The sequence below is a fragment of the Rhizobium sp. LjRoot98 genome (assembly GCF_964252935.1).
Lineage (GTDB): Bacteria > Pseudomonadota > Alphaproteobacteria > Rhizobiales > Rhizobiaceae > Pararhizobium.
This window is the reverse complement of record NZ_CAXUPW020000013.1, coordinates 25095-49390: the sequence shown is the minus strand read 5'-3', so window position 1 is coordinate 49390 and position 24296 is coordinate 25095. Positions and strand designations below refer to the sequence as shown.

28 protein-coding genes are annotated in these 24296 nt (G+C 60.6%); 18 read left to right on the top strand and 10 right to left on the bottom strand.

Annotation, left to right across the window (positions count from 1 at the left end; genetic code table 11):
* Positions 1-7 precede the first annotated feature (7 nt).
* Both ACSQ3J_RS27130 and ACSQ3J_RS27125 read right to left on the bottom strand, forming a co-directional pair.
* The gene (locus ACSQ3J_RS27130; protein ID WP_060506372.1) at positions 8-1291 is read right to left on the bottom strand and encodes a GNAT family N-acetyltransferase; all 1284 of its coding nucleotides are present in this window, start codon (positions 1289-1291) and stop codon (positions 8-10) included.
* A complete protein-coding gene (locus ACSQ3J_RS27125; protein ID WP_060506588.1) occupies positions 1288-2709 on the bottom strand; it encodes a lipopolysaccharide biosynthesis protein in 1422 nt (473 codons plus the stop codon). Before ACSQ3J_RS27125 ends, ACSQ3J_RS27130 begins: the two co-directional genes overlap by 4 nt.
* Positions 2710-2821: 112 nt before the next feature.
* Between ACSQ3J_RS27125 and ACSQ3J_RS27120 the strand changes: the two genes are divergently transcribed.
* Positions 2822-3055, top strand: a complete 234-nt coding sequence (locus ACSQ3J_RS27120; protein WP_060506371.1) for a hypothetical protein — start codon at positions 2822-2824, stop codon at positions 3053-3055.
* A gap of 29 nt (positions 3056-3084) precedes the next feature.
* Here the strand turns inward: ACSQ3J_RS27120 and secA are convergent, their stop codons facing one another.
* Positions 3085-5796 (bottom strand): preprotein translocase subunit SecA, encoded by a 2712-nt coding sequence (gene secA, locus ACSQ3J_RS27115; protein WP_060506370.1) that lies wholly within the window; start codon positions 5794-5796, stop codon positions 3085-3087.
* A 229-nt stretch (positions 5797-6025) separates the two neighbouring features.
* Here secA and ACSQ3J_RS27110 point away from each other — a divergent pair, with 229 nt between their 5' ends.
* The 6 genes from ACSQ3J_RS27110 (at position 6026) to ACSQ3J_RS27085 (ending at position 10299) form a co-directional block, all read left to right on the top strand.
* Positions 6026-6892 carry a peptidylprolyl isomerase gene (locus ACSQ3J_RS27110; protein WP_060506369.1) on the top strand — a complete coding sequence of 289 codons (867 nt, stop codon included), beginning with the start codon at positions 6026-6028 and terminating at the stop codon, positions 6890-6892.
* A 144-nt stretch (positions 6893-7036) separates the two neighbouring features.
* On the top strand, positions 7037-8278 hold the full coding sequence (gene argJ, locus ACSQ3J_RS27105; RefSeq protein WP_060506368.1) for a bifunctional glutamate N-acetyltransferase/amino-acid acetyltransferase ArgJ: 1242 nt from the start codon (positions 7037-7039) through the stop codon (positions 8276-8278).
* A 5-nt stretch (positions 8279-8283) separates the two neighbouring features.
* Positions 8284-9057, top strand: a complete 774-nt coding sequence (locus tag ACSQ3J_RS27100; protein WP_244482360.1) for a GNAT family N-acetyltransferase — start codon at positions 8284-8286, stop codon at positions 9055-9057.
* A gap of 2 nt (positions 9058-9059) precedes the next feature.
* Complete coding sequence (gene mutT, locus ACSQ3J_RS27095; protein ID WP_060506367.1) at positions 9060-9473, top strand: 8-oxo-dGTP diphosphatase MutT; 414 nt, start codon at positions 9060-9062, stop codon at positions 9471-9473.
* 194 nt (positions 9474-9667) lie between these two features.
* Positions 9668-9988 carry a hypothetical protein gene (locus tag ACSQ3J_RS27090; RefSeq protein WP_060506366.1) on the top strand — a complete coding sequence of 107 codons (321 nt, stop codon included), beginning with the start codon at positions 9668-9670 and terminating at the stop codon, positions 9986-9988.
* 134 nt (positions 9989-10122) lie between these two features.
* Positions 10123-10299 carry a Flp family type IVb pilin gene (locus ACSQ3J_RS27085; RefSeq protein WP_082512295.1) on the top strand — a complete coding sequence of 59 codons (177 nt, stop codon included), beginning with the start codon at positions 10123-10125 and terminating at the stop codon, positions 10297-10299.
* A 15-nt stretch (positions 10300-10314) separates the two neighbouring features.
* Here ACSQ3J_RS27085 and ACSQ3J_RS27080 read toward each other — a convergent pair whose 3' ends face one another.
* A complete protein-coding gene (locus tag ACSQ3J_RS27080) occupies positions 10315-11205 on the bottom strand; it encodes a methyltransferase domain-containing protein (protein WP_060506365.1) in 891 nt (296 codons plus the stop codon).
* A 75-nt stretch (positions 11206-11280) separates the two neighbouring features.
* Between ACSQ3J_RS27080 and ACSQ3J_RS27075 the strand changes: the two genes are divergently transcribed.
* From ACSQ3J_RS27075 to ACSQ3J_RS27040, 8 genes are all read left to right on the top strand, one after another.
* A complete protein-coding gene (locus ACSQ3J_RS27075; protein WP_082512294.1) occupies positions 11281-12069 on the top strand; it encodes a ComF family protein in 789 nt (262 codons plus the stop codon).
* A 48-nt stretch (positions 12070-12117) separates the two neighbouring features.
* Positions 12118-12375 (top strand): glutaredoxin 3, encoded by a 258-nt coding sequence (grxC, locus tag ACSQ3J_RS27070; protein ID WP_060506585.1) that lies wholly within the window; start codon positions 12118-12120, stop codon positions 12373-12375.
* 12 nt (positions 12376-12387) lie between these two features.
* Positions 12388-13245 (top strand): carbon-nitrogen hydrolase family protein, encoded by an 858-nt coding sequence (locus ACSQ3J_RS27065; RefSeq protein ID WP_436040707.1) that lies wholly within the window; start codon positions 12388-12390, stop codon positions 13243-13245.
* Complete coding sequence (locus ACSQ3J_RS27060) at positions 13242-13670, top strand: DUF1178 family protein (protein WP_060506363.1); 429 nt, start codon at positions 13242-13244, stop codon at positions 13668-13670. Before ACSQ3J_RS27065 ends, ACSQ3J_RS27060 begins: the two co-directional genes overlap by 4 nt.
* A 1-nt stretch (position 13671) precedes the next feature.
* Complete coding sequence (locus ACSQ3J_RS27055) at positions 13672-14256, top strand: DUF3291 domain-containing protein (protein ID WP_060506362.1); 585 nt, start codon at positions 13672-13674, stop codon at positions 14254-14256.
* A gap of 97 nt (positions 14257-14353) precedes the next feature.
* Entirely contained in the window at positions 14354-14635 is a 282-nt protein-coding gene (locus tag ACSQ3J_RS27050; RefSeq protein WP_060506361.1) for a ribbon-helix-helix domain-containing protein, read from the top strand.
* The gene (locus ACSQ3J_RS27045) at positions 14625-14939 is read left to right on the top strand and encodes a type II toxin-antitoxin system RelE/ParE family toxin (RefSeq protein ID WP_060506360.1); all 315 of its coding nucleotides are present in this window, start codon (positions 14625-14627) and stop codon (positions 14937-14939) included. Before ACSQ3J_RS27050 ends, ACSQ3J_RS27045 begins: the two co-directional genes overlap by 11 nt.
* A 271-nt stretch (positions 14940-15210) precedes the next feature.
* Positions 15211-15777, top strand: coding sequence for a GNAT family N-acetyltransferase (locus ACSQ3J_RS27040; protein WP_060506359.1), 567 nt, complete (start codon positions 15211-15213; stop codon positions 15775-15777).
* A gap of 64 nt (positions 15778-15841) precedes the next feature.
* Here the strand turns inward: ACSQ3J_RS27040 and ubiG are convergent, their stop codons facing one another.
* The 6 genes from ubiG to ACSQ3J_RS27010 form a co-directional block, all read right to left on the bottom strand.
* Positions 15842-16588 (bottom strand): bifunctional 2-polyprenyl-6-hydroxyphenol methylase/3-demethylubiquinol 3-O-methyltransferase UbiG, encoded by a 747-nt coding sequence (ubiG, locus tag ACSQ3J_RS27035; RefSeq protein ID WP_436040706.1) that lies wholly within the window; start codon positions 16586-16588, stop codon positions 15842-15844.
* A gap of 55 nt (positions 16589-16643) precedes the next feature.
* Positions 16644-17030 carry a hypothetical protein gene (locus tag ACSQ3J_RS27030; protein ID WP_060506357.1) on the bottom strand — a complete coding sequence of 129 codons (387 nt, stop codon included), beginning with the start codon at positions 17028-17030 and terminating at the stop codon, positions 16644-16646.
* Between the two features lie 510 nt (positions 17031-17540).
* Entirely contained in the window at positions 17541-18311 is a 771-nt protein-coding gene (locus ACSQ3J_RS27025) for an SDR family oxidoreductase (RefSeq protein ID WP_060506356.1), read from the bottom strand.
* 166 nt (positions 18312-18477) lie between these two features.
* Positions 18478-18858 carry a response regulator gene (locus ACSQ3J_RS27020; protein WP_164491971.1) on the bottom strand — a complete coding sequence of 127 codons (381 nt, stop codon included), beginning with the start codon at positions 18856-18858 and terminating at the stop codon, positions 18478-18480.
* Between the two features lie 5 nt (positions 18859-18863).
* Complete coding sequence (locus tag ACSQ3J_RS27015) at positions 18864-19841, bottom strand: sensor histidine kinase (RefSeq protein WP_436040705.1); 978 nt, start codon at positions 19839-19841, stop codon at positions 18864-18866.
* A gap of 210 nt (positions 19842-20051) precedes the next feature.
* On the bottom strand, positions 20052-20213 hold the full coding sequence (locus tag ACSQ3J_RS27010; protein ID WP_156393904.1) for a hypothetical protein: 162 nt from the start codon (positions 20211-20213) through the stop codon (positions 20052-20054).
* Positions 20214-20487: 274 nt separating this feature from the next.
* On the opposite strand from ACSQ3J_RS27010, the gene ACSQ3J_RS27005 reads away from it, so the two are divergent.
* The 3 genes from ACSQ3J_RS27005 (at position 20488) to ACSQ3J_RS26995 (ending at position 24294) form a co-directional block, all read left to right on the top strand.
* Positions 20488-22131: a phosphoethanolamine transferase gene (locus tag ACSQ3J_RS27005; RefSeq protein WP_244482358.1), complete on the top strand. Its 1644-nt coding sequence runs from the start codon at positions 20488-20490 to the stop codon at positions 22129-22131.
* A 145-nt stretch (positions 22132-22276) separates the two neighbouring features.
* Positions 22277-22939: a response regulator transcription factor gene (locus ACSQ3J_RS27000; protein ID WP_060506582.1), complete on the top strand. Its 663-nt coding sequence runs from the start codon at positions 22277-22279 to the stop codon at positions 22937-22939.
* A 23-nt stretch (positions 22940-22962) separates the two neighbouring features.
* Entirely contained in the window at positions 22963-24294 is a 1332-nt protein-coding gene (locus tag ACSQ3J_RS26995; protein ID WP_060506581.1) for a histidine kinase dimerization/phospho-acceptor domain-containing protein, read from the top strand.
* Positions 24295-24296 lie beyond the last annotated feature (2 nt).

Sequence of the window (24296 nt, the reverse complement as noted above, 5' to 3'; positions counted from 1 at the left end):
CTTAGCTCTATCGCATGACGCGTGGTGCCAGCGACCGGATCTTTTCGCGCAGAAGCCGCGCCATGTTGCGGGTATTGCGGTAGAGGTGAAGCTGAGCCGCCACCTGCCGCACGTCGCGGTCGCGGTTCTGCTTGAGGCCGATCACCAGCGTTCCCATCTCCTCGCGCTCCTCCCAGAAGCGGCTCATCACCGGGTGGTCTGGAACGGCGCAACTGTCGGAACGCATGATGTTGGCGTCGTCGAGATGCCATTCCGTCAATTCGGCCAGTAGCAGCTTGCCCGGAGAATATCTGGCATATTGCTCGTCATAGGCGGTTTTCCAGGTATAGGCCTCGCCCGCCATCATGAAGACGATCATCGAGGCGATCGCGGTGCCGTCGAGATCGAGCGTGTGAATACGCACGCTGTCGGCTTCGGCAAGGTTGGTAATCGCCTCTCGTGCAAAGGCGGCGCGGTAGCGGTCGAGTACCATGGCGCTGGAGGCCCGGCCTTTCCAGCCGCTCGCCTCCAGAGCCAAAAACTCCTCCATCCGAACGCGGATATCGGCGGGTTGACGGGCGACGTTGTAGGAGACGCGGCCGGCCTTTTCCAGCAACTTCCATTGCCGCCGCAGTTCGCGCAGATGCCCGGGGCTGATGGCATGGCGCAGATAGGTCTGGCCGTCCTGCAGGCTTTCGAGCATCGGCCGGGAAAAGGTGTCGGTGACGGTCAGCGGTAGGTTACGGCCGATGGCGACGGCGCGTGCCAGTTGGGCGAACTTGCCCTTGAGGCGGATATCGGGCAGCACGAGAACACCGGGCAGGTTCGCCGCAGGGGCGCTCAGCGCTTCGTAGAAATTATCGATGGTTTCGGCCGCGTCTTCCGCGTCGAGCAAGGGTACGCCGAGCGGGCCGAACGGGTTGGACCAGGCGCGGATGATCGGCGCGCCGATCGAAAATCCCGGCTTTTCGATTGAAAACGGCATCAGGAAACGGATGCGGCTGCGGCGCGCATCGGTGTCGCGGATCAGCGCCAGGCGGATGACGCGGTCTTCCAGGCGCGGCATGGCTGGTGCCAGAAAGCGGCCGGTAAAGAAGACATTCGGCTCCATCGCCCGGTTGGAGAGGAAGTCCAGTTCCGTCTGCAATTCATAGCCCTGGCGGGCCGGATAGAAGCACAGCTGGCGGCCCGGGCGGCCGATGTCGATTGTATTATCCGCTACGGGCTGGTCGGGCACCGGCTGCGCGAGGCCGCCGAGGATGCGAGCCGACCGGCTGTTGGCGTCGTCTGGAAAATGCGGGTTGCCGGTCATGAGCGGGGTGCCTCTGCTTTGATGGTTTGGGCATACGGGTCGGCAAAGGCGAAGAGAGCGATGCCGAAGGTATGGCGGACAGCGACGTGAAGAAGGATCGCCTCGACAAACATGGCGCCGGCCGTGGCGATTGCCGCACCGGTCAACCCGAACATCGGGATCATCGTGACGTTGAGGGCCAGATTGAAGACAAGGGCCACCGCATAGAGCGCGACGCACAGCTTCTGCTGGCCGGCCATGGTCAGAAAGGCCTCGGCAGGCCCGACCAGTGCCTTTGCCATGATGCCGGCATACAGGATGGCCATCAGCGGATAGCCGGAGACAAAGGCGGGGCCGAACAGCGACAGGAGGAACGAGCCGCAGGCAAGCACCATCAGGCCGACCGCAAGTGACGGCCAGAACGACCATTTGGCGCTTTCAACAGCAATGACGGCCAGCTGCTGGCGGTCCGGGTTGGCCATGGCGGCGGAAAAGCGCGGTGATGCGGCAGCCTTCACCGAGAACATTACGAAATGGACCAGCGCCATGGTCTTGGCGGCGGCGAAGTAGATCGCGACACTGGCCGGATCGAGATAGAGGCCGACGATGACAACATCGGAATTCGTCAGCATGAAGCCGAACCCCTCGATCAGGAAGATCGGCAGCGCGACACGGAACCAGGTGCGGAACTCGATGCGGCTCGGGCCTTTGACATAGCGCCTGCGCAAGCGCCAGGTCAGGATGAAGAACTGGCTGACGCTTGTCAGATAGGTCGCGGCCATCGCAGCCATCATCGCGGTGCGGGCGGTATGCGGCTCGCCGATCGCCACTGCCAGCATCATCAATCCAAGGATCAGAACCGGCCGGATGATATAGGTGGGGCTCAGCGCCGAGACAGCCCAGCTATGTGCCCGCGACGTCCCGTCCATCACGTCGCCAAGCGCGATCATCGGCAGCGAGAAGACGCCGAGATAGAGCGGCACGAGATAGTAGCTTTCGATACGGTCTCCGAACAGCCAGAGGCCACCGATGCCGATGACGGCAAGCACGGTTGCAGATAGGAGCGCGAAGATGCGCACGGTCGTGGTCAGCCCGCGGATTTCGGCCAGCGCCTCGCGGGCGCGATACTGCGGCAGAAAGCGGATGATTGCGGTATGAAAGCCGAGGCAAGAGAGGTTGCCGAACAGGACGACCAGCACCCAGACAAAAACGAAGATGCCGTATTCGAATTCGCCCATGACACGGGCGAGGATGATCTGCGACATGAAGGCTATGGCCGCGCTGACGATACGGATGGCAAAGGAGACCAGCGCCATGCGCTGTGCAAGATGTTTGGGATCGTTGCTCGTCAGCACCGGCACGAGCTTTTCAAGCAGAGGCGCCAGCCGGTCCCTCACCGCGGGCGGCAGAATTCGTCCAGCCGTTTGACATGCTGCCATGAACACGGAAATACCCAAAACTACGCAAAACAGGATGCCAGTCTTGACAGAACAGCGTTAACAAAGGGTGCAGCGGAGCCTTGCAGGTATCGGGAAAATTGAGGATTCGATCATGGCTTTGAGCGATACCGAACGGCGGAAAATGCAGGTGGCACATTCCATAGGTCCTGCAATGACCGATTATCTCGAGCTGATAGGCGTCGAGAGCCTTTCGCAATTGGAGAATGCCGATGCGGGTGATTTGGCGCTGCAGATCAACGTGATGCTCGGCCGGCGCCACATCAACGGGCAAGGTGTGCGGGCTCTGGAAAACCTCATTCAGCACGCCCGCCGTGCTCCGGAATGAAAAATGCCGCCCGGAGGCGGCATTGATCGTTACGCTTCAAATGCACCGTGGCAATGCTTGTACTTCTTGCCCGAGCCGCAAGGGCAGGCCTCGTTGCGGGAGACCTTGCCCCAGCTCGACGGATCCTGCGGATTGCGGTTCTCCGGCTCGACGAAGTTCAGGTTGACGCTGTCGGCGAAGTCGTCGACCCCGGTGTCGGGGTCGATGTGATGGCCGACCATTTCCGGCGGCACGGGCTGCGGCGCTTCGGCTGCTTCACGAACCAGTTCGACGCGCATCAGCTGTGCGGTCACGGCCTGGCGCAGGTTGGCCAAGAGTGCCTGGAACAGCTCGAAGGCTTCCGACTTGTATTCCTGCAGCGGGTCGCGCTGGGCATAGCCACGGAAACCGATGACCGAGCGCAGGTGATCGAGGTTGACGATATGTTCGCGCCAGAGATGGTCGAGCGTCTGCAGAACCACGGAGCGCTCAACATAGAGCATGATCTCCGGGCCGAAGCGTTCGGCGCGGTCGGCTGCGGCCTTGTCGGCTTCAGCGGTGATGCGCTCGCGAATATCGTTCTCGTCGATGCCTTCCTCGGCGGCCCATTCCATGATCGGAAGGTCGAGGTTGAGCGAGGTCTGCACGTCGGTCTTCAGACCGGCGGCATCCCACTGTTCGGCATAGGCTTTTTCCGGAATGCGCTTGGCGACGATGTCTTCGATGACCTCATGGCGCATGTCGGAAACGGTTTCCGAAATGTCCGTCGCATCCATCATCTCGATGCGCTGCTCGAAGATCACCTTGCGCTGATCGTTGAGAACGTCGTCGTATTTCAGAAGATTTTTACGGGTGTCGAAGTTGCGGGCTTCGACCTTCTTCTGGGCGCGTTCCAGCGCCTTGTTGATCCAGGGATGGACGATCGCTTCGCCTTCCTTCAGGCCAAGCTTCTGCAGCATCGAATCCATCCGGTCGGAGCCGAAGATGCGCATCAGGTCGTCCTGCAGCGACAGGAAGAACTTTGAGCGACCGGGGTCGCCCTGACGGCCGGAGCGGCCGCGCAGCTGGTTGTCGATGCGGCGGCTTTCGTGACGTTCGGTGGCCAGAACGTAGAGACCGCCGGCAGCCAGCGCGACTTCCTTCAGGCGCTGGACCTCGGCCTTGATCGCGGCTTCCTTCTCCGTGCGTTCCGGACCATGCTCCATTTCGCCGAGTTCACGCTCGATGCGCATGTCGAGGTTGCCGCCGAGCTGGATGTCGGTACCACGGCCGGCCATGTTGGTGGCGATCGTTACGGCACCCGGAACACCGGCCTGAGAAACGATGTAGGCTTCCTGTTCGTGGTAGCGGGCGTTCAAGACCTGGAAATTGGTAAAGCCGGCCTTCTTGAGCATCTCTGCCAGAAGTTCGGATTTCTCGATCGAGGTGGTGCCGACCAGAACCGGCTGCTTGCGGTCCTGCGATTCCTTGATCTCGGCGATGATCGCCTTGTATTTTTCTTCCACCGACCGATAGACTTCATCGTCTTCGTCGATACGCTTGATCGGCAGGTTGGTCGGTACTTCCACGACTTCGAGACCGTAGATGTTGCCGAATTCCTCGGCTTCCGTCGACGCCGTGCCGGTCATACCGCCGAGCTTGTTGTACATGCGGAAATAGTTCTGGAAGGTGACTGAAGCCAGCGTCTGGTTTTCCGGCTGGATGGTAACCTTTTCCTTGGCTTCGAGCGCCTGGTGCTGGCCTTCCGAATAACGGCGGCCCGGCATCATGCGGCCGGTGAATTCGTCGATGATGACGATCTCGTCGTTGCGGACGATGTAGTCCTTGTCCTTCTGGAAAAGCTTGTGGGCCTTCAGCGCGTTGTTAACGTGATGGACGATCGCGACGTTCTCGACGTCGTAAAGCGTTTCGCCCTTCAGGAGGTTTGCTTCGCGCAGCAGGTTTTCGAGCTTTTCGGTGCCGTCTTCGGAGAAGTTGGCCGAACGCTGCTTTTCGTCGATCTCGTAGTCTTCCGCAGACAAAAGCGGAATGAATCGGTCGATGGTGTTGTAGAGTTCCGAACGGTCGTCGAGCGGGCCGGAGATGATCAGTGGCGTGCGGGCTTCATCGACGAGGATCGAGTCGACTTCGTCGACGATCGCAAAGAAGTGGCCGCGCTGGACCATCTGGCTGCGCTCGTACTTCATGTTGTCGCGCAGATAATCGAAGCCGAGTTCGTTGTTGGTCGCGTAGGTGACGTCGCAGGCATAGGCGTCGCGGCGCTGGTCATCGGTCAGGCCGTGGACGATGACGCCCGTGGTCAGGCCGAGAAACGAATAGATCCGGTTCATCGTCGCCGAGTCGCGGGTGGCGAGGTAATCGTTGACCGTGACGACGTGCACGCCCTTGCCGGCGAGCGCATTGAGATAGACCGGCAGGGTCGCGACCAGCGTCTTGCCTTCACCGGTCTTCATTTCAGCGATCGATTTTTCATGCAGGATGATGCCGCCGATCAGCTGGACGTCAAAAGGCCGCAGGCCAAGGGCACGGCGCGCAGCTTCGCGGGCAACCGCAAAAGCCGGCACGAGCAGGTCGTCCAGTGTCTTGCCGTCAGCCAGTTGCTTGCGGAATTCCACCGTCTTGGCGGCCAGTGCCTCGTCAGAAAGCGCTTTGGTTTCCGCTTCCAGGGCATTGATGGCATCGACCTTGGCCTTGTAGCCCCGCACACGGCGGTCATTCGATGAGCCGAAGATTTTGCGGGCGAGGCCGCCGAGACTGACCATAAGAATGGTCCTTTCTTCTATGTCGCCAACGCGGTCGATTTCCGCGAAATACTATGAAACGCCCGGAACTGTTCTGGACGCGAGGTTGCGTGACAGATAAGAGGGGGGTCGAATTATGTCAACGGAGTTGAGGCACGCCAAGGCTACAGAACGGCCACAATCTGATGATGTGGAACGTTTCAGGCCGGCCGTGACCACGGTTTCGGATACCAGCGTGGAAGGTATGAGGATGTTGAAATACAAAATGCTTGCGGCAGTTGCCCTGATCGCTGTCATGGCCGCACAAGGCCCGGCAGCGGCACAGGATGCCGCTGATCCGGTTATCGCCAAGGTTGGCGGTGCGGAAATCCACCAGTCCGAGCTGGACTATGCCCTGACCGGTCTTGATCCGCAGCTCGCACAGCTGCCGGAAGACCAGAAGCGCGCAGCAGCACTTTCCGGTCTGATCGACGTCAAGCTTCTGGCCAAGAATGCCGACACGGAAGGCCTGCAGAACGACGCGGACTTCAAGAAGCGTCTCGCCTATCTGACCGATCGCGAACTGCATAACGCCTTCTTCAAGAAGCACGTCGTCGATGCCGTCAAGCCGGAAGAGGTCAAGGCCCGTTACGACGCGGAAATCGCCAAGATCCCCGCGCAGGAAGAAGCCAAGGCCCGTCACATCCTGGTAAAGACCGAGGAAGAAGCCAAGGCGATCATCAAGGATCTGGACGCCGGCAAGGACTTTGCGACGATCGCCAAGGAAAAGTCGACTGATCCGAACAAGGCCGATGGCGGTGATCTTGGTTACTTCACCAAGGACCGCATGGTTCCGGAATTCTCGGAAGCCGCCTTCAAGCTCGAAAAGGGCAAGTATACTGAAGCGCCAGTCAAGACGCAGTTCGGCTTCCATGTCATCCTGCTTGAAGACAAGCGCATGCAGCCGCCGCCGCCGTTCGAACAGGTTGAGCCGCAGGTCAAGCAGCTGGTCATGCGCGACAAGTACATCGAGCTTCTCGCTGCGGCCAAGAAGGAAGCCGGCGTCGATATCACCGACCCGGCCCTGAAGAAGGCCTATGACGAGGCCAACAAGGCGGAAGCTGCGACTGCCAACTGATGAGATCTGGCGTGACTGTTCGTCTTCGGCCGGTCACGCCGTTCTGATATCCAGTGAACGACACAGTCCCGGAGGCGTTAGGCTCTTCGGGATTTCGTTTGTGGGCCCGTAAGGCCGGGCCATCATCGCTAAACAGGGTTGATCATGTCCGGTTCCGTTTCTCCACTTGCTCCGAAATCCTTCGCTGATATGCCGCCAGTGCGCGGTGTGCGCATGGCGACCGCCGCTGCCGGTATCAAGTACAAGAACCGCACCGACGTTCTCCTGATGGTTTTCGATGAACCGGCCGCCGTTGCCGGCGTCTTCACCAAATCGCGCTGCCCGTCGGCGCCGGTTGATTTCTGCCGCCAGAACCTGGCAGGCGGTGTCGCCCGTGCCGTCGTCGTCAATTCCGGCAATGCCAACGCCTTTACCGGCAAGAAGGGCAAGGCGGCGACCGAACTGACGGCACAGTCGGCATCGGAAGCTGTCGGCTGCTCGACCGGGGAAGTGTTTCTTGCCTCGACCGGCGTCATCGGCGAGCCGCTGGATGCAACAAAGTTTGCCGGTGTTCTCAGCGACATGACCACGCAGGCAACCGGCGACTTCTGGTTTGAAGCCGCCAAGGCGATCATGACCACCGATACCTATCCGAAGGTTGCCACCCGCAGCGCTGATATTGGCGGCGTCACCGTCACCATCAACGGCATTGCCAAGGGCGCTGGAATGATCGCGCCCGACATGGCGACGATGCTGTCCTTTGTCGTGACCGACGCGGATATTGCTCCGGAAGCCTTGCAGGTTCTCTTGTCGGAAGGCACTGGTCCGACCTTCAACTCCGTCACCGTCGATAGCGATACGTCCACCTCCGACACACTGATGCTGTTTGCCACCGGTGCTGCCGGCAAGGATGGGCAGACGAATATCGTCAGCCCGGCCGATCCGGCGCTTGATGGTTTCCGCGCCGCGTTGAACGATCTCCTGCGGGATCTGGCGCTGCAGGTGGTGCGCGATGGCGAAGGTGCGCGCAAGATGGTTGCGGTCACCGTCGAAGGTGCCGAAAGCGACCAGGCGGCCAAGCGCATCGGTCTGTCGATTGCCAATTCGCCGCTGGTCAAAACCGCGGTCGCCGGTGAGGACGCCAATTGGGGCCGCGTGGTCATGGCCGTCGGCAAGTCCGGCGAACTGGCCGATCGCGACCGGCTGGCGATCTGGTTCGGCGACGTTCGCGTTGCCGTCGATGGCGAGCGCGATCCAACCTATTCGGAAGCTGCTGCAACGGCTGTGATGAAAGAAGAAGACATCGTCATCCGTGTTGAGATTGGTCTCGGAACCGGCAAGGCAACCGTCTACACCTGCGATCTGACGAAGGAATATGTCGAGATCAACGGCGATTACCGGAGCTGATAGCAGTGCAGAATACCATTTCGAAAGCCGATCTGCCGAACGTGCGCCGCCTGGAGGCCGTCGGTTTTCGCGCCTGGCCTGCGGCGTCCGTACAGTATGACGGCAGCTGGCTGATCCGGCTGACGGCTGGCCATGATTCCAAACGGCTGAATTCGGTCAATCCACTCGATCCCTCCGACAGCCGCGATATCGAGACCCGGCTTGCGAAGGCTGCCAAGCGCTTTTCCGACTATGGCCGGCCGCTGACGGTTCGCCAGACGCCGCTCACCCCGCTGCCCCTGATCGCCTACATGGATGAGCATCGCTGGCCGCTGTTTTCCGAGACCATCGTGATGATGGCTGATATTCCGCCGAACGATACAACGGAAGCGATCGAACATCTGCCGTTGCGTGATGTTGGCCGTTTCGTCGATGCCCGGCTGCAAATTTGCGGTGAAAGCAACCAGGACAAGGCGGGTCTCACGGAAGTCATCAACGCGATCAAGCCGGAATGCGGGCTGTTTCTGTTCGAGGCGCAGGACGAAGGACCGATCGCGGTCTCGCTTGCCGTTCATGACAACGATCTTGCCGGAATTTTGCAGGTTGCGGTCTCCGAGAATGTCCGGCGGCAGGGTGTGGGCAGCGCCATCGTCAATGCGTCACTGCGCTGGGCCCGCCTGCGTGGCGCCCGCACGGCCTGGCTTTCGGTCGAAGCCGATAACGAGGGCGCTATTCGGCTCTATCGCAAGTTCGGCTTCAAGGACGTCTACCGGTATGCCTACCGGCGTGAGGGAGCGTGATTATGGACGTTGCTGGCCGAAAGATTCTGCTGGTTGCGGCCTGCGCGCTGGTTGATAGCGACGGCCGGATCCTGCTTGCCCAGCGGCCCGAAGGAAAGTCCCTGGCCGGGTTGTGGGAGTTTCCAGGCGGCAAGGTCGAGCCCGGCGAAACGCCGGAAGAAACGCTGATCCGCGAACTGGACGAGGAATTGGGGATCCAGACCAAGGTTGCCTGCCTGGCCCCGCTCACATTCGCCAGCCATACCTATGACGACTTTCATCTGCTGATGCCGCTCTATGTCTGCCGGCGTTATGAAGGCGTTGCTCACGGGCGGGAAGGCCAGGCGGTGAAATGGGTTCGCCCGAAGGCGCTGCGCGACTATCCCATGCCGCCCGCCGATGAGCCACTTATCCCCTACTTAATGGATTTGCTCTGACCTAATCCCTGAAATTTCTATTTTATTAATCGAACATTTATCACCCTCCCGCACAATCAGCTTCGAGTAAGTACCGGTGTCTATTGGTTTGGGGATGATTCCCGTAACCGATGCCGGTTTTTTATAGGCGTCGACATGATGAAGTGGTGCGTGAGACCGCTTCAGGGAAACGCACGTATTCGAAGAGGCAGACGATGGTCGACGACGATTTTTGGAGAACGGTTCAGGACAAGGATCTGGTGACGACCCAGAGCCGCCGTACCGGTGCGCTCAATTTGTCGCTGCTGTTTGGCACCGCCGTTATCGCGCTGACCCTCATCCTGACGCCGATGCTGACCTCGAAGACGGACAACAAGGTGTTGGCCGACGCGCCGATCGACTACGATAATATTTCAACTGGCTCGATCCCGGGCAGCCCGCCGGCCAAACGCTACACAGTGCGCCGCAGTGTGCTGCAGGAAATGCCAGGTGCCGTCTGCATTATTGACGGAAATGGAAGCAAGAGCGGCTGCTGACGTCCCGGGGCCGGAACTGTTCCGGCTTTCCTGTTCGTTGCCAGCCGGGGTCGGGACCGACCGATAACGATGGTGCGCATCGTGCTTTTCGGGTGATGTCACCCAGAGGCAGGCGCAGGACAGGCAGGGAGCACATGACGATACTGATCCGTTTACTGAAGGACAAATCCGCAGCCACGGCCATTGAATACGGCCTGCTCGCCAGCCTGATTTCGCTAGGCATGATCGCCGGGCTAGGGGCGTTCTCGGACTCCTTGCAGGCTGTCTTTCAGTCGATCACGGATGCGGTCGTCGGCGTGCGTCCCGCTTAAGCCCGGCAGACATTTCTATTGTTTATCTTTCAACGGCAATTCCCGTGTGTTCAGCGCATCGGATAGCCGTTGTTTTGCTGAGCCGGGTTTCAGCGGCTTTTGCTGGCTTTCGTGCGGTGCCCAGCCGGAAATATAGATGATCGAGAACGTCGCCCGGATGCGGCCATCCGGATCGGCAAAGCGCTCGGCGTAGATTTCGGCGGCGCGAACGAAGAAACGCCGTGTCAGCGGCTTGCGGCTGCGGGCTGCGAGCGGATTGGTCATCCCCATCGAGCGCAGATCTTTCAGCAGTGAAAACAGCGACGCATAACGCACCGTGTAGCTCTCGGTATCGGCGACCGGCAGGCTGAAGCCGGCACGCTGCAAGAGCGCGCCGATGTCGCGAACATCGGCAAAGGGGATGACCCGCGGACTGGCGCCGCCGGTCAACTCGCTTTCGGCCGCCAGCAGCACTTCGCGCAATTCCTGCAACGTGCCGGAACCCGGGATCGCTGCGAGGAACAGGCCATCGGGTTTGAGTGCCCTGCGGACCTGGATGAAGACACCGGGCGTATCGTTGGTCAGGTGCAGCGATAGCGGCGAAACGATCAGATTGGTTGATTCCGGGGCGAGCGGCACCGTCTCCAGCGAAGCCGGGGAGACCGTTTCATCCGGGGCGGCAAAGGCCGCATCTGTCTCGACCCGCTCGATATCCGTCACCTTGCCGGTCTGGGCGATGTAGCGGGCGGTGAGGCCGGTATAGCCGTGCAACTCGACCGCCTTGTCGAAATGGCGCTCTACCACGCTCAGGCGCTCGGACAATTCCTGTGCTGCGATCTCCAGCAGGAACTGCGCCTTCGGATCGCCGTTGCGGAAAGCACGCTTGCGGCGGGCTTCGATGAGCGTCTGGTCGAAAACGATATCCATGGCCTTGCTTTCCAAAAATCTGGTCGCCCAAAAATCTGATCGCAATGAAACCCGGTCCGCCGTAATGTCAACCTCATGGGGGACGAACAGGCGGAAAATCCAGGATGGCGGCTGGCCGGTGGCCTGCGGAAGGGGCTGCGCAGCGTGATAGCTGCCGCGGTCGATGCGGTTTATCCGCCGGTCTGTGCCGGTTGCGGCCGGATGACCGGCCAGCATCGCGGTGTTTGCCCCGCCTGCTGGGCGACACTGCGGCTGATCGAGCGGCCCTATTGCGAGGTCCTCGGTCTGCCGTTTTCGCACGATCTGGGCGCGGGCATCCTGTCGGCCGATGCGATCGCCAATCCGCCGGTGTTCGAACGGCTACGCTCCGTCGCCATCCATGACGGCATTGCCAAGTCGCTGATTCATGGCCTGAAATACCGCGATCGGACCGATCTGGCTGTGATGATGGCGGAGTGGATGATCCGGGCCAGCGATGGCACTGTCGCGGCAAGCGATGCGATCGTTCCGGTGCCGCTACACGCCTACCGGCTTTGGGGCCGCAAGTTCAACCAGTCGGCCGAGCTTGCCAGGGTGATTGCCCGCAGGTCGGGGAAGCCCTTTCTAGCGACGGCGCTGATCCGCAACCGGCGCACCGCCCAACAGATCGGGCTGGGTGCCAGTCAGCGTGAAGAGAACGTGCGTGGGGCCTTTTCGGTAACGGAAACCGGCAGGACGGCCTTGTTTGGCAAGCGCATCGTTCTCGTTGATGATGTCTTTACGACGGGGGCGACCGTCTCGGCCGCCACCCGCGTTCTGAAGAGGGCAGGGGTGGCGGATGTGACCGTTTTGACCTTTGCAAGAGCCGTGTCCGGTCCTATATGAGACCGTATGGAATGCTGGCGCAGGGCCGGCGAAGGAGCAGATCAACTCATGGCTTCGGTTGTCATTTATACCCGTCAATTCTGCGGTTATTGTTCCGCGGCGAAGAAACTTCTGGAAACCAAGGGCGTGCAGTTCGAGGAACATGATGCGACCTATGCGCCGGAAGTTCGCCAGCAGATGATCGAGCGGTCGAATGGCGGCACGACCTTCCCGCAGATCTTCATCAACAATGCCCATGTCGGCGGCTGCGACGACCTGCATGCGCTGGAACGCGCCGGCAAGCTGGACGCGATGCTTGCTGCGTAAGGAGTGACTGTGATGACGTTCAAGGCCGCAGCGATCCAGATGTGTTCCGGTGTCGATCCGGCCCGGAATGTGCAGAGCATGGGACCGCTCGTGCGGGAAGCAGCCGCACAGGGCGCAATTTACGTCCAGACTCCGGAGATGACCGGGGCTCTTCAGCGCGACCGGGCTGCGATGAAGGCGGCACTGCGCGACGAAGGGAACGATCTCATCGTTGCCGCCGCTTCCAGCCTCGCCGCCGAACTTGGTATTTACCTGCATGTCGGTTCGACGGCCATTGGCCTTGCTGATGGCAAGATGGCCAATCGTGGTTTTCTGTTTGGCCCCGATGGCAAGAAGATCACCCATTACGACAAGATCCACATGTTCGACGTCGACCTCGACAATGGCGAGAGCTGGCGCGAAAGCTCGGCCTATACGCCAGGCGGCACGGCGCGGCTGGTGAACCTGCCGTTCGGCAAGCTCGGCTGCGCCATCTGCTACGACGTTCGCTTCCCTGAACTCTTCCGGGCGCAGGCGGCTGCAGGTGCACAGATCATGTCGGTGCCGGCCGCCTTTACCCGCCAGACCGGCGAGGCGCATTGGGAAATCCTGCTGCGCGCCCGGGCGATCGAAAACGGCATGTTCGTCATCGCTGCAGCGCAGGCAGGCGTCCATGAGGATGGCCGCGAAACCTTTGGCCACTCGATGGTCATCGATCCCTGGGGCCGTGTACTGGCCTCGGCCAGTGGCACCGGCGAGGGCATCGTGCTTGCTGATATCGACGTCGATGCGGTTGCAGCGGCGCGGGGCAAGATCCCCAACCTCAAGAACGGCAGGCCGTTCCAGCTTGAGGAGGTGCCGCTCAGCGCTTCCGGGGATGTGGCCGCTTGATCAAATATACGCTTGCTTGCGACAGCGGCCACTCCTTCGAGGGATGGTTTTCCTCAAGCGCCGATTTCGACGGTCAGGCGGAGCGCGGGCTGGTGTCCTGTCCCGTCTGCGGTTCGGCCAAGGTGGGCAAGGAGCTGATGGCGCCTTCAGTCTCGACAGCCCGCAAGAAGGACGAGACCAAGGTGCTGATGATGGATCAGGCCCGCAAGGAAGCGGTCGCCAAGATCCGTGAACTGGTCACGTCGATCCGCGAAAATGCCGAGGATGTCGGGACCAAGTTTCCCGAGGAGGCCCGCAAGATTCACTATGGCGAGGCCGAGCAGCGCGGCCTGATCGGCCAGGCGACCGTCGATGAGGCCAAGGCTTTGCTGGACGAGGGCATCGAGATTGCCGCCCTGCCGGTGCTGCCCGACGATGTGAACTGAGATGGTGGCCGGGCAATATCGTCTGGCCATCTACAATTTCGGCCTGCATGTCGGGCCTGAAGGCGATCCCCGTGTCGACGGTTTCGTCTCGCGCGAACCGGCCAATTTCGAGGCGGCGTCGCGGGCGTCCGGTTTTATCGGACGCTCCGGTTATCGCGGCGTGCCAGGACCGCGTAGCTGGGGCAAACAGGCCTTTCCCCGCTTCATCGACGGTAGCGGTTTTGGCAGCGCACCATCGTCGCTGTCGCTCTGGGCCGACATCGAATCCTTGATGGCGTTTTCGTACAATGGTGTTCATGCCGATGCGTTGAAACATGCGCGCAACTGGAACATCAAACCCAGCTGGCCGCCGCTGGTGCTGTGGTGGGTGGGGGAGCATGGTTTTCCCGACTGGTCCGATGGCGCCAGCCGGCTGGAACATCTGCACGATCACGGGGCGTCGGCCAGAGCTTTTACCTTCAAAGAACCCTTCACCGCTGATGGCGAAACCTATGCGATCGACCGGGAAAAGGTCCGGCGGATTGTGGAGGAGAACAGTAAGGGGCAGGCCGATCTGCTGGCGCATGTGCTGACGTTGAAAGTTTAGCATAGCAGCGAGGGTGAGGATGATTGGCTCCTGGTGTGCTTGGCAACGATGATTGCTGGTAGTAATATTTCCTACCATTCAAGTCTGGAGACGTCTTATGTCCAATGTAGAAAAGATCAGCGTTGCACTGACAACGCAGCAAGCCGCAATGCTTCGCGATGCCGTTGGAACCGGGGCCTATGCCACAACCAGTGAAATTGTTCGCGAAGCCGTCCGTGATTGGTCCGCCAAATGGGAAGCTCGCCAGGCCGACACACGCAGGTTGAGCGAGCTATGGAACGAAGGCAAAGCCAGCGGCAGGCCCACGGCCATAGACTTTGACAAGTTGCGCGAGGAAGCGCGCCAAGACCTTCGTGCCGTACAGAAACATGCCGGCTGATTTGGTTTGGTCGCCTCTGGCGCAAGCGGATATCCGTCGCATCTATGTCGATATTGGCCGCGAGCAGCCATTGGCCGCCGAACGCTTCTACGAGCGGTTTCAGCACAAAGCCAACCTTCTGATCGATCAGCCACGCCTCGGTATGCGTCATCCGGCGATCAGCCCGGCCGCTCGAATGCTTGTGGAGTCACCTTTCGTGATCCTCTACGAGACGATACCCGACAGCGACGAAGGCCCCGTGAAAATAGTGGAAATCGTGCGTGTCATCAATGGGCGGCGCGATTTGGAGAGCCTTTTTTCATAAACCTGCTTTGGTGATAGCAGGTGAAATTGAACGTGGCTGCAAGAGGTCACCTGTCAAAGAACGGAACGACCCCGGATGTGATTTTCTCCACTTGGCTCGATCCTTTGCAGTCTAGCATGGCGGGATGGGGCGGGGACTATGTCGTGCAGGTTTATTGAGCAGCCCGGCAGGCATCCGCTTTTCCGCGTTACAGGAAAGGTTGCGCTGCTCTTTTAATTCAATGGCTTGATCCCCATCTGCGGGCCGTATGCAGAATGGAGTTTCAAGACTGATGGATTTTTCCGACCTTCGCTTTTCGACCGAGCGCCTTGAAATCCGGCGATTCGTACCCGCCGATTTCGCGGCGTTCCGAGCGTATCACAGCCTGCCGGAGGTCTACCGTTATCTCTACGCCGATCCGCTCAATGACGCAGAGGCGGCCGAAAAATTCGGGAAGGCCAGCGTGCCACGGCTGCGCAAAAATGGCGATTGTGCCGTGTTTGCAGTGGAGCGCCGGGAGGACGGAGCTGTCGTTGGCGAAGTGGTGCTGAAGCTTGAAAGCGCGATCGCCCGGCAGGTGGAGGTCGGCTACATCTTCAATCCGGCCTTTGCGGGCAAGGGCTATGCCACCGAAGCGATGCGGGCGATCCTGGATTTCGCGTTTTCCACGCTGAACTTCCACCGGGCTTTCGCCCGGCTCGATGCCGCCAATGCCGGATCGGTCGGGGTGGTCGAGCGGCTGGGCATGCGGCGCGAGGCGCATCTGATCCAGAACGACCAGTTCAACGGCATCTGGGGCGACGAGTTTATCTACGCGCTGCTCCGGGACGAATGGCTGGCGCGGCAAACGGGCGTCTGACGATCCGCAGCCGCTGACGACAGTTTCTCCCGCGAACCCGATCGCGGGAGGACTGGCAGTTGCGTTATGCCGGGCGTTTTGCGACGATCATGTAGTTGACGTCCATGTCCTTCGACAGGTTCCACTGGTTCGACAGCGGATTGAAGAAGACGCCGGTGCGGTCGGTCACCTCCATGCCGTTCGCCGTAATCGGCTTTTCCAGTTCTTCCGGGCGGACCAGTTTTTCATACTGGTGGGTGCCCCGCGGCAGCCAGCGCAGGACGTTTTCGGCGGCGAAGATGGCAAGCGCTGCCGCCTTCATCGTGCGGTTGATGGTGGCGACGAACATCAGGCCGCCGGGCCGCACCATCGATGCGCAGGTGCTCGTGAAAAACTCGACATCGGCGACATGCTCGACCACTTCCATGTTGAGCACGACATCGAAGGTCTCGCCGGCTTCGGCAAGCGATTCCGCCGTCACGGCGCGGTAATCCACATTGACGCCGCTGCCGGCCGCGTGGGTCTTTGCGATCATGATATTCTTTTCCGAGGCGTCTGCGCCGACGACATCCGCACCCATGCGGGCCATCGGCTCGGACAGGAGACCGCCGCCGCAGCCGATATCGAGGATACGCAGGCCCTTCAGCGGCTGCAATGCCTTCGCCTCACGGCCAAAATTGTCCGAGACGCGGTCGCGGATATAGGTGAGGCGGACCGGATTGAACTTGTGCAACGGCCGGAATTTCCCTTTCGGATCCCACCACTCGGCGGCCATGGCGGAAAACCGGTCGACTTCGGTCTGGTCGATGGTGCTGCGGGCCTGTTCGGTCATGGTCGGAACTCCTTGGATCATACCTCTGGTGAAGTCGGATGATCGGCCGTGAATGTCAAGGGTTGGCAGTGCCGCGCCGCGATTGACGGCCTTTCAGGCAGCGGTCGAATTTCGGCAGGTCTTCATCGGGATGGGCGATCAAGTCTCTTTGAAGGTCATCGAGCAGCTCCGCGAATGTCTCGTAGGCTGAAGCACTCACTGTTGCCATGCAGCGCGGCAGTTTTGCGCAGGCATTGCCGGACAGGCCTATTTCCCGCTGGGCGCGGACCTTACGATCCTGATGGGCGGAGACGTGCATTTCTCCGCTGCAGGCCTTGTCGCGGCGGCATTTACGAGCCTGGCAGATGCGCCATGCGCTGTGAATGGTCAATATGGTGCGGCATTGGCGTTCGTGATCGGCGGATACGCGCTTTTCATAGTCGGAAAAATCCTGTTTTGGCATTGGATGCTCCTTTGGCGACGAGGGCGGACAAGACAGGCGTTCGCATTCACGCGGCTTGTTGCGCCCGTGGCATGCCGCTGCGGTGATCTTTTTGCGCTTTCGCGCCGGCAGGATCGGCCGGGGCACATCGTGTGCCGAGTGTTTGGTAGTAAATGACACGCGATGTGCCCCGTCTCGGCGGTTTTTACCTGCAACTCCGGTTTCTCTGCGGGGATGACGGCGCCCTTTTGATACGGGGTGACGCTGGCGGTTTTGCCGCCGCGTCAGGAAAGATATTGCTGTCGCAATACCGCTCGCCGGTCCTCATGTGTGCCTCACAGGCACGCCCCGCCATTTTGCAGACGGGAGGGAAACCACTTTCTGCAGGCCCCTCCGGCTGCGCCTGCGTTTCAAACACAGGCCGAAGGCACCGGCCCCACCTCGCCGGCAACGCTTTCCGGTGTATCCGATGGCAGGACGGGAAGAGTGTGCCATGGTTTTGAGGGGCGGGGATTTGCGGGGATGATTTTTTCAGGTTTTGTTGATCGAGACGCCGCCATCAACGAGCATCGCGGTGCCGGTGGTGAAGCTTGAGGCATCCGAGGCGAGGTAGAGGACGGACTGTGCGATCTCTTCCGGTTTTGCCATACGTTTCAAGGCATGGATGCCTTCGACGAAGGCAAGGACCTCCGGTCCTGCACCCGGCGCATTGGTAAAGCTCATCGGCGTATCGGTGCCGCCGGGCAGGATGGCATTGACGCGAATACCCTGTGGTCCGAGTTCCGTTGCGAGACTTTTTGTCAGGCCGATCATCCCCGCTTTTGCAGCGGCATAGGCGCTGGTGTTCGGCATGCCTGCGGTGTGGCCGACGAAGCTGGAGGTGAAAATCAGCGAGCCGGAACCGCGCGCCTTCATCGCAGGCACCTGATACCTGGCGCCGAAGAAGGCAGCGGTCAGATTGGTTTCGATGGTTTCCAGCCATCCGGCGGTTGAGAGGTCTTCAATCGGGGCCATCTCGCCGGTGGTGCCGGCATTGTTGAAGGCGATGTCGAGGCCGCCGAACGTTGCCGTTGCGGTTTCGACCAGAACGCGATTGTGGGCTTCGTCGCGGACGTCGCCATCGATGGCGACAGCCTTGCCGCCTTCGGCCGCGATCTCCGCAACAAGCTCATCAAGTGCGGCGCGACGGCGGCCGGAGAGAACGAGGCTTGCCCCTTGGTGGGCGAACAGTTTTGCGGTGGCCCGGCCGATGCCGGAGCTGGCGCCGGTGACGATGGCGACCTTGTTGGAAAGCATGGGCATGTTTGAAACTCCTTTGGGTTGCGGGAGGTTCAATCGCAGCATGGGCGGACCGTCGCCACCCGATTCCTGCCTGCCTTTGGCGTCCGGCTTGCGAAGAGTGGGGAAGAGTTTTTACGTAGCTTTGATCGAGACACCGCTGCGGGCAGGCATGGAGCGTTGGCAAAACTCATGCATGGAGAGCACGGACGGCGGCAACGAGGCGCTTCAGATCGGTTGGTTTCCCGAGATTGGTAATGTCCGCAAGCACGGCATAGCGTGACAACTCGGCGGCGCTGCTGGCGCTGGCGAGGACAAAGGGTACGCCCAGCGTCTTTAATTGAAGGGCAACAGGTGTGACCTTGTCTCTGCCAAGATTGAAATCGAGGACGGCGGCATCGGGGCATTCGCTGGTCAGCAAATCAAGGGCATCCCGGACGGAGGCCGCGGGACCCAGGACCCGGAAGCCACCATCGGTCAACGCGGCCTCCAGTTCCATCGCCAGGAACACTTCGTCTTCCACGACAAGAACGCACCCCCTATGTTCGGTATCTCCCATAAGCGCGCTCATTGCCATCACACCGGTATCTTGAGTAAAGCGCTTAAACCAGCCGGAGCATAGATAAGTTCCACCTCGCCATGCAGTTGAGCGGAGGTTCCCTTGATTAGCTTCGTGCCATAGCCTTTCCGCTCAGGCGGCTTGACGGGCGGTCCGTTTACCTCGCGCCATTCGCAGCTCAGGTAGGTCTGTCCCTGCGGCTCTGCCTGCAGTTTCCATTCGACGTGGACTTCGCCTCCGGGCACTGAAAAGGCACCGTATTTCGCGGCATTGGTCGTCAGTTCATGGAAAATCAAGCTGACCGAAAGCACCTTCGCGCTTTCCAGTTCAACGGCCGGACCGTTGCAGAGGAGGCGGTCGCCGCCCAACTCGCCGACCGCCAGCCGCACGATGTCCTCAAAGTCCGCTGCGTCATTGGTCGCGGCTATTTCCTGGGCGCGGAACGTCGTTTCCAAACGTCCAAGCAGCGTTTCGCGATAATCACGTGCTGTGCGGTCTTCGATGCTGGTCTGCATTGCGATCGAGCGCACCACCGCGAACAGATTGTTCATGCGATGCCGTGTTTCAGAGAGGATGAACTCCATTTCGGCATCGTGGCGCCGGCGGACTGTGATGTCATCGAAGAGGACGAGGATATTCGTGCTGTTGTCATCCGGGTGGATGAGGCGGCGCGCGTCAACAAGGAACGTGCGCGGCCCGATCATCGGAAAGTCATGCTTCACCTCGAAGCCAATGACAGCGGCGGCCTTCGGGATTACAGACGCGATCAGATTCTTCAGCTCAGTGATGTCCCACTGGCCGTCTCCAAGACTGAAAAAGTTTTCGCCGAGAATATCGTCCCGCTCGACCTTGAAGGTTCTGATGAAGGCGTTGTTTGCCGTGCTGACGCAGAAATTCTGATCAAGGACCACGATGGGCTGCGTCATCGTATCGACGACGCCCTGAGCCTGGACGTGTCCGCTTTTGAGTAACCGGTATAGGTCTTCCAGCATCATTTCTGTTCATCTTCCCGGGCAACGATGTCGGGCCGATCTGCTGTTTGTTCGCGCCGGCCTTGAGTTGCTTAAGTTGGATCTCAACAGAAAGACTAGGACTCAGCTCCATTTTGAAAAGGGCTCTGCGTTGCCGTTTTGGTGGATTTCGTCGTTGGATGGGGGCCAGCCGCTTGCGGTACGGACGACCGTAGCCGGTGACGGAGGGACGCTTCAGAGCTTCATCTTGTCGAGGCGCAGCGTGGTTGCCGAGGAAAGCCGGTGTGCGAGCGACGAGGATTGCGACGCGGAAAACTGAATCAGCGGGATCAGGATGATCAGCAGGATCAGGGTGGCGATGTAGAGCAATCCAAGAGGAATTCGGCGCGCTTTCAAACGGTAATCTCCAGTGTTGCTGGAAACATGCGCGCCAATGCTGACAGCAGCCTGAACGTGCGCAAGGCGGACCGGCACATGCTGCCACGCGATTCCAAGAGATTGCCACGCGCTTCTGCACGTTCAGGTTCCTGTCAGAAAAACGGACCAGATGTCCCGTCCTGGAGACGGCTGCGGCACGGAGCCCGGCAAACGGACCGTGGCTGGCGGTTGGGGCAACGACCGGTATTGTTGCAGCCGTCTTCCAGCCGCCCGATGTTCTGCAGGAGTGTTCGTGTCCCTGGAAAGCCTACCAATCGCCAATGCGCGCGTACAGCGTCCTGTCATCGGCAGTGTGACGCTGAGCCTGCTTGTGGCGTTTTATCTCGTCTTCGCCACCAACCGGACCTTCTGGTTGAAGGCGGTGGACTATCTCGGCGCCCCCAGCTTTGCGCTGTTTTTGCTTGCCATCGGGCTTTTTGCGCTGTTTTCGGCGGTTTGCGTGACGGTTTCGGTGAAGTACCTGACGAAGCCGTTTTTCATCCTGCTGATCATGATTGCCGCTGCAAGCGCACGCTTCATGGATACGTTCGGCACGATCATCGACACCGACATGATCCGCAATGCGGCCGAGACGACCGGTTCGGAAGCCGGTCATCTGTTGACCGCGGGTTTCCTCACCCACATGCTGATCTTCGGGATCGTGCCGTCCTTGCTGATCGTGTTCGTGCGGATCAAACACCGGCCGTTCTTCGAGAAGTTCAAGCACAATCTCGTGCTGGTCCTGTGTCTTCTTGCCGTTTTCACCTCCGTCAGCATTGCCAATGTCCGGACGTTTACGGCCGCGATCCGCCAACACCGCGATCTTGCCGCAACCGTCAACCCGGTCGCGCCGATCGTCAGTGCCGTGCGCTATGCCGTGGCGACCGGCGCCGACAAGAACGTTGCCGTCCAGCCGCTCGGCACCGATGCGCGGGTGGCCGCCCCAATGCAGTCGGGAAAGCCGCGCGTTACCATCATCGTTGCCGGCGAAACGGCGCGGGCGGAGAACTTTTCGCTGGGCGGTTATAGCCGCGACACCAACCCGCTGCTCGCCCGCCAGGATATTCAATATTTCACCGACACGTCGAGCTGCGGCACGGCGACGGCGGTGTCTCTGCCCTGCATGTTCTCGGTTTATACGCGCGCGAGCTACACCCACCGCAAGGGGCTTGAGACCGAAAACCTGCTCGATGTGTTGACCCGTGCGGGTGTCAAGGCGGAATGGTGGGAGAACAATACCGGCAGCAAGGGCGTTGCCGATCGCATCGCCTATACGTCGTTTTCCGATATCAACGATCCGCGGTTCTGCAAGAACAACGAATGCCTGGACGACGTGGCTCTCGACCGGCTTGGTGCCTGGTTGGACGGCATCAAGGGTGACAGCGTGCTGGTGATCCATCAGCTCGGCAGTCATGGGCCGGCCTATTATCTGCGCTATCCGGAAAAATTCCGCCGCTTCACGCCGGATTGCCGCACAGCCGAGCTTGGCAACTGTTCGCCCGAGGAGATCGTCAACGCCTATGACAATTCGATCCTCTATACCGATTACATCGTCTCGACCGTGATCGACATGCTGAAGGCCCGTGAGGAGACGATGGCGGGATCGATGATCTACATCTCCGACCACGGCGAATCGCTGGGTGAGAACGGGCTGTATCTGCATGGCGCGCCCTATTTCATTGCGCCGTCGCAGCAGACCCATATTCCTTTTGTGCTGTGGACTGGCAAGGAGACAAGGGCCGGTATCGACCAGCCTTGTCTCAAGGCAACGGCCAGTGAGCCGCGGTCGCATGACAACCTGTTCCACACGGTGCTGGGTCTGATGAACGTCGCCACCGGGATTTACGACCCGGCACTCGACGCCCTGGCCGCATGCAGGACCAACGCCGCGTCGTAAGCGGCGAAACGGACGCTTCGTTCTGGCCGCCCGTCTCCGGTATTCGGGGACGGGTGTTTTGCCGTGTCATCAAAGCCGTTTGACGGCGCAGTCCAAAGAAGGAATAAGAATGCCGGTGGAGCTGACCGATAAAGGGACCAGCGGCTTGCGTGTTCTGCTCGTCGAGGACAATGAGATACTGGGGGAGGCCGTGCGCGATCATATCGCCGCCGCCGATCATGCCGTCGACTGGATGAAGACGCTGGATGATGCGCGCATGTCGCTGCGCACCGTCGCCTACGGCCTGATCCTGCTCGATCTACGCCTGCCGGATGGCAGCGGCATTGCGCTCCTGAAGGAGTTGCGGGCGGGAGCTAACGCTACGCCGGTGATCATCTTGACGGCCCATGACCAGATTTCCGACCGGATCGAGGGCTTGAACAGCGGTGCCGACGACTATCTCGTCAAGCCGTTCGACCTTGGCGAACTCTCCGCCCGGATGCTGGCCGTCATCCGCCGCTATGGCGGCAATATCTCCCCGGTGATCCGTTTCGGCGAGCTGAAGATCAGCCCGGTCGACCGGCGGGTGTTTGCCGGCGAGGCGGAAGTCGGCCTTTCCGGGCGTGAATGGGCAGTGCTCGACACGCTGTTGTCGCGGCCGGGCGCGATCATTTCCAAGGCGCAGATCGAAGAGGCGTTGTACGCCTTCGGTTCCGAGATCGAAAGCAATACCGTCGAGGTCTATGTCAGCCGCTTGCGCAAAAAGCTCGGGCGGGATCACGTCGTGACCGTGCGCGGCGTCGGCTACAAGATCGGGGCGCCGGCGTGACGCGCGACATCCGTACCCGCAGCATGATGGGCCGGTTGATCCTGTGGCTGACCGGTGTCACCACGGCTTTCTGGCTGATCGCCGCTATCCTCGGCGTTGCTGTCATGAAGGACGAATTCGACGAGTTTTTCAACGGTTCGCTGCAGGAAACGGCCGAACGGCTGATGCCGCTGGTGCTCGACGATCTTGCGCGGCGCGAGGGGCCGCAATCGCCACGGCATTTTCAAAGCGAGGCCGAGGACCTGGACGAGGAGTATCTGGTCTATCAAGTCCGCGACGCAAGCGGCAAAATCCTCATCCGCTCGCATGATGCGCCGATGGAGCCTTTCGATGTACCGTTGAAGCGCGGTTTTTCGGAAAACGATACCTATCATTTCTACACAGCGAGCGCTGCCGACGGCACTACCTTCGTGCAGGTTGCCGACGCCATGGACAATCGCACCGAGGCGGTGATGGAGGGCAGCATGGCGCTGTTCCTGCCGGTGCTGGTGCTGATCCCGGTCAGCATCCTGCTGATCTGGCTGATCGTGCGCCGGGCGCTGGCGCCGGTCGATGACCTGCGCGAGGCCATCGAGGAAAAGGACGGTGGCAATCTCGCGCCGGTGCCATCCAACATGCTGCCGCGCGAACTGCGGCCGATTGCCAGCTCGGTCAACCGGCTGCTTGGCCGCCTGCAGGCGGCCTTTGATGCGGAACGCGAATTTACCGCCAACAGCGCGCATGAGCTCAGAACGCCAATTGCGGGTGCTTTGGCGCAGACACAGATGCTGATTGCCGAGCTGGACGGACCGCGCAAGCGGCGCGCCCAGCAGATCGAGATATCGCTCGCCAATCTTGGCCATACGACCGAGAAGCTGCTGCAGCTGGCACGCGCCGAAGCGGGTATCGGCGCGGGTGCAGGCATCGTCGATCTGGCGCGCGTGCTGGAACTGGTGGTGACCGATTTCGAGCGCAGCGATCCCGGCGCCAAGCGGTTGCGCCTTCATCGCCAGCCGGGGGCGGTGTTGACCGGCAATTACAGCGAGGACGCCTTTGCGATCGTGTTGCGCAACCTGATCGAGAATGCCCTTCTGCACGGTGATAGGGATGAGCCGGTGGACATCCGGCTGGAGACGGGTGGTATCGTCCGTATCGTCAATGGAGCCGCAGCCCTTTCTCCGGACGAACTGGCGGCGGTTCGCAAGCGTTTTGGACGCGGCAATACCGCGTCACCTGGCTCGGGTCTCGGCCTGTCGATTGCCGAGCGGCTACTCGCCCAGATGAATGTGGGTTTCGAGGTTTACTCGCCAGCCCAGGGCCGGGCCAATGGGTTCGAAGTGGTGCTGCGGTTTGGCGCCGGGGATGCTGCCGGCTGATT

Coding starts and splice junctions, on each gene's coding strand:
- ACSQ3J_RS27030 (WP_060506357.1), bottom strand. CDS start 17,030: ATGCCAAAACAGGATTTTTCCGACTATGAAAAGCGCGTATCCGCCGAT.
- ACSQ3J_RS27125 (WP_060506588.1), bottom strand. CDS start 2,709: ATGGCAGCATGTCAAACGGCTGGACGAATTCTGCCGCCCGCGGTGAGG.
- ACSQ3J_RS27040 (WP_060506359.1), top strand. CDS start 15,211: ATGGATTTTTCCGACCTTCGCTTTTCGACCGAGCGCCTTGAAATCCGG.
- ACSQ3J_RS27130 (WP_060506372.1), bottom strand. CDS start 1,291: ATGACCGGCAACCCGCATTTTCCAGACGACGCCAACAGCCGGTCGGCT.
- ACSQ3J_RS27020 (WP_164491971.1), bottom strand. CDS start 18,858: ATGAGCGCGCTTATGGGAGATACCGAACATAGGGGGTGCGTTCTTGTC.
- ACSQ3J_RS27065 (WP_436040707.1), top strand. CDS start 12,388: ATGACGTTCAAGGCCGCAGCGATCCAGATGTGTTCCGGTGTCGATCCG.
- ACSQ3J_RS27015 (WP_436040705.1), bottom strand. CDS start 19,841: ATGATGCTGGAAGACCTATACCGGTTACTCAAAAGCGGACACGTCCAG.
- grxC (WP_060506585.1), top strand. CDS start 12,118: ATGGCTTCGGTTGTCATTTATACCCGTCAATTCTGCGGTTATTGTTCC.
- ACSQ3J_RS27110 (WP_060506369.1), top strand. CDS start 6,026: ATGTTGAAATACAAAATGCTTGCGGCAGTTGCCCTGATCGCTGTCATG.
- ACSQ3J_RS27085 (WP_082512295.1), top strand. CDS start 10,123: ATGACGATACTGATCCGTTTACTGAAGGACAAATCCGCAGCCACGGCC.
- ACSQ3J_RS26995 (WP_060506581.1), top strand. CDS start 22,963: ATGATGGGCCGGTTGATCCTGTGGCTGACCGGTGTCACCACGGCTTTC.
- ACSQ3J_RS27055 (WP_060506362.1), top strand. CDS start 13,672: ATGGTGGCCGGGCAATATCGTCTGGCCATCTACAATTTCGGCCTGCAT.
- mutT (WP_060506367.1), top strand. CDS start 9,060: ATGGACGTTGCTGGCCGAAAGATTCTGCTGGTTGCGGCCTGCGCGCTG.
- secA (WP_060506370.1), bottom strand. CDS start 5,796: ATGGTCAGTCTCGGCGGCCTCGCCCGCAAAATCTTCGGCTCATCGAAT.
- ubiG (WP_436040706.1), bottom strand. CDS start 16,588: ATGACCGAACAGGCCCGCAGCACCATCGACCAGACCGAAGTCGACCGG.
- ACSQ3J_RS27080 (WP_060506365.1), bottom strand. CDS start 11,205: ATGGATATCGTTTTCGACCAGACGCTCATCGAAGCCCGCCGCAAGCGT.
- ACSQ3J_RS27050 (WP_060506361.1), top strand. CDS start 14,354: ATGTCCAATGTAGAAAAGATCAGCGTTGCACTGACAACGCAGCAAGCC.
- argJ (WP_060506368.1), top strand. CDS start 7,037: ATGTCCGGTTCCGTTTCTCCACTTGCTCCGAAATCCTTCGCTGATATG.
- ACSQ3J_RS27090 (WP_060506366.1), top strand. CDS start 9,668: ATGGTCGACGACGATTTTTGGAGAACGGTTCAGGACAAGGATCTGGTG.
- ACSQ3J_RS27025 (WP_060506356.1), bottom strand. CDS start 18,311: ATGCCCATGCTTTCCAACAAGGTCGCCATCGTCACCGGCGCCAGCTCC.
- ACSQ3J_RS27075 (WP_082512294.1), top strand. CDS start 11,281: ATGGGGGACGAACAGGCGGAAAATCCAGGATGGCGGCTGGCCGGTGGC.
- ACSQ3J_RS27045 (WP_060506360.1), top strand. CDS start 14,625: ATGCCGGCTGATTTGGTTTGGTCGCCTCTGGCGCAAGCGGATATCCGT.
- ACSQ3J_RS27120 (WP_060506371.1), top strand. CDS start 2,822: ATGGCTTTGAGCGATACCGAACGGCGGAAAATGCAGGTGGCACATTCC.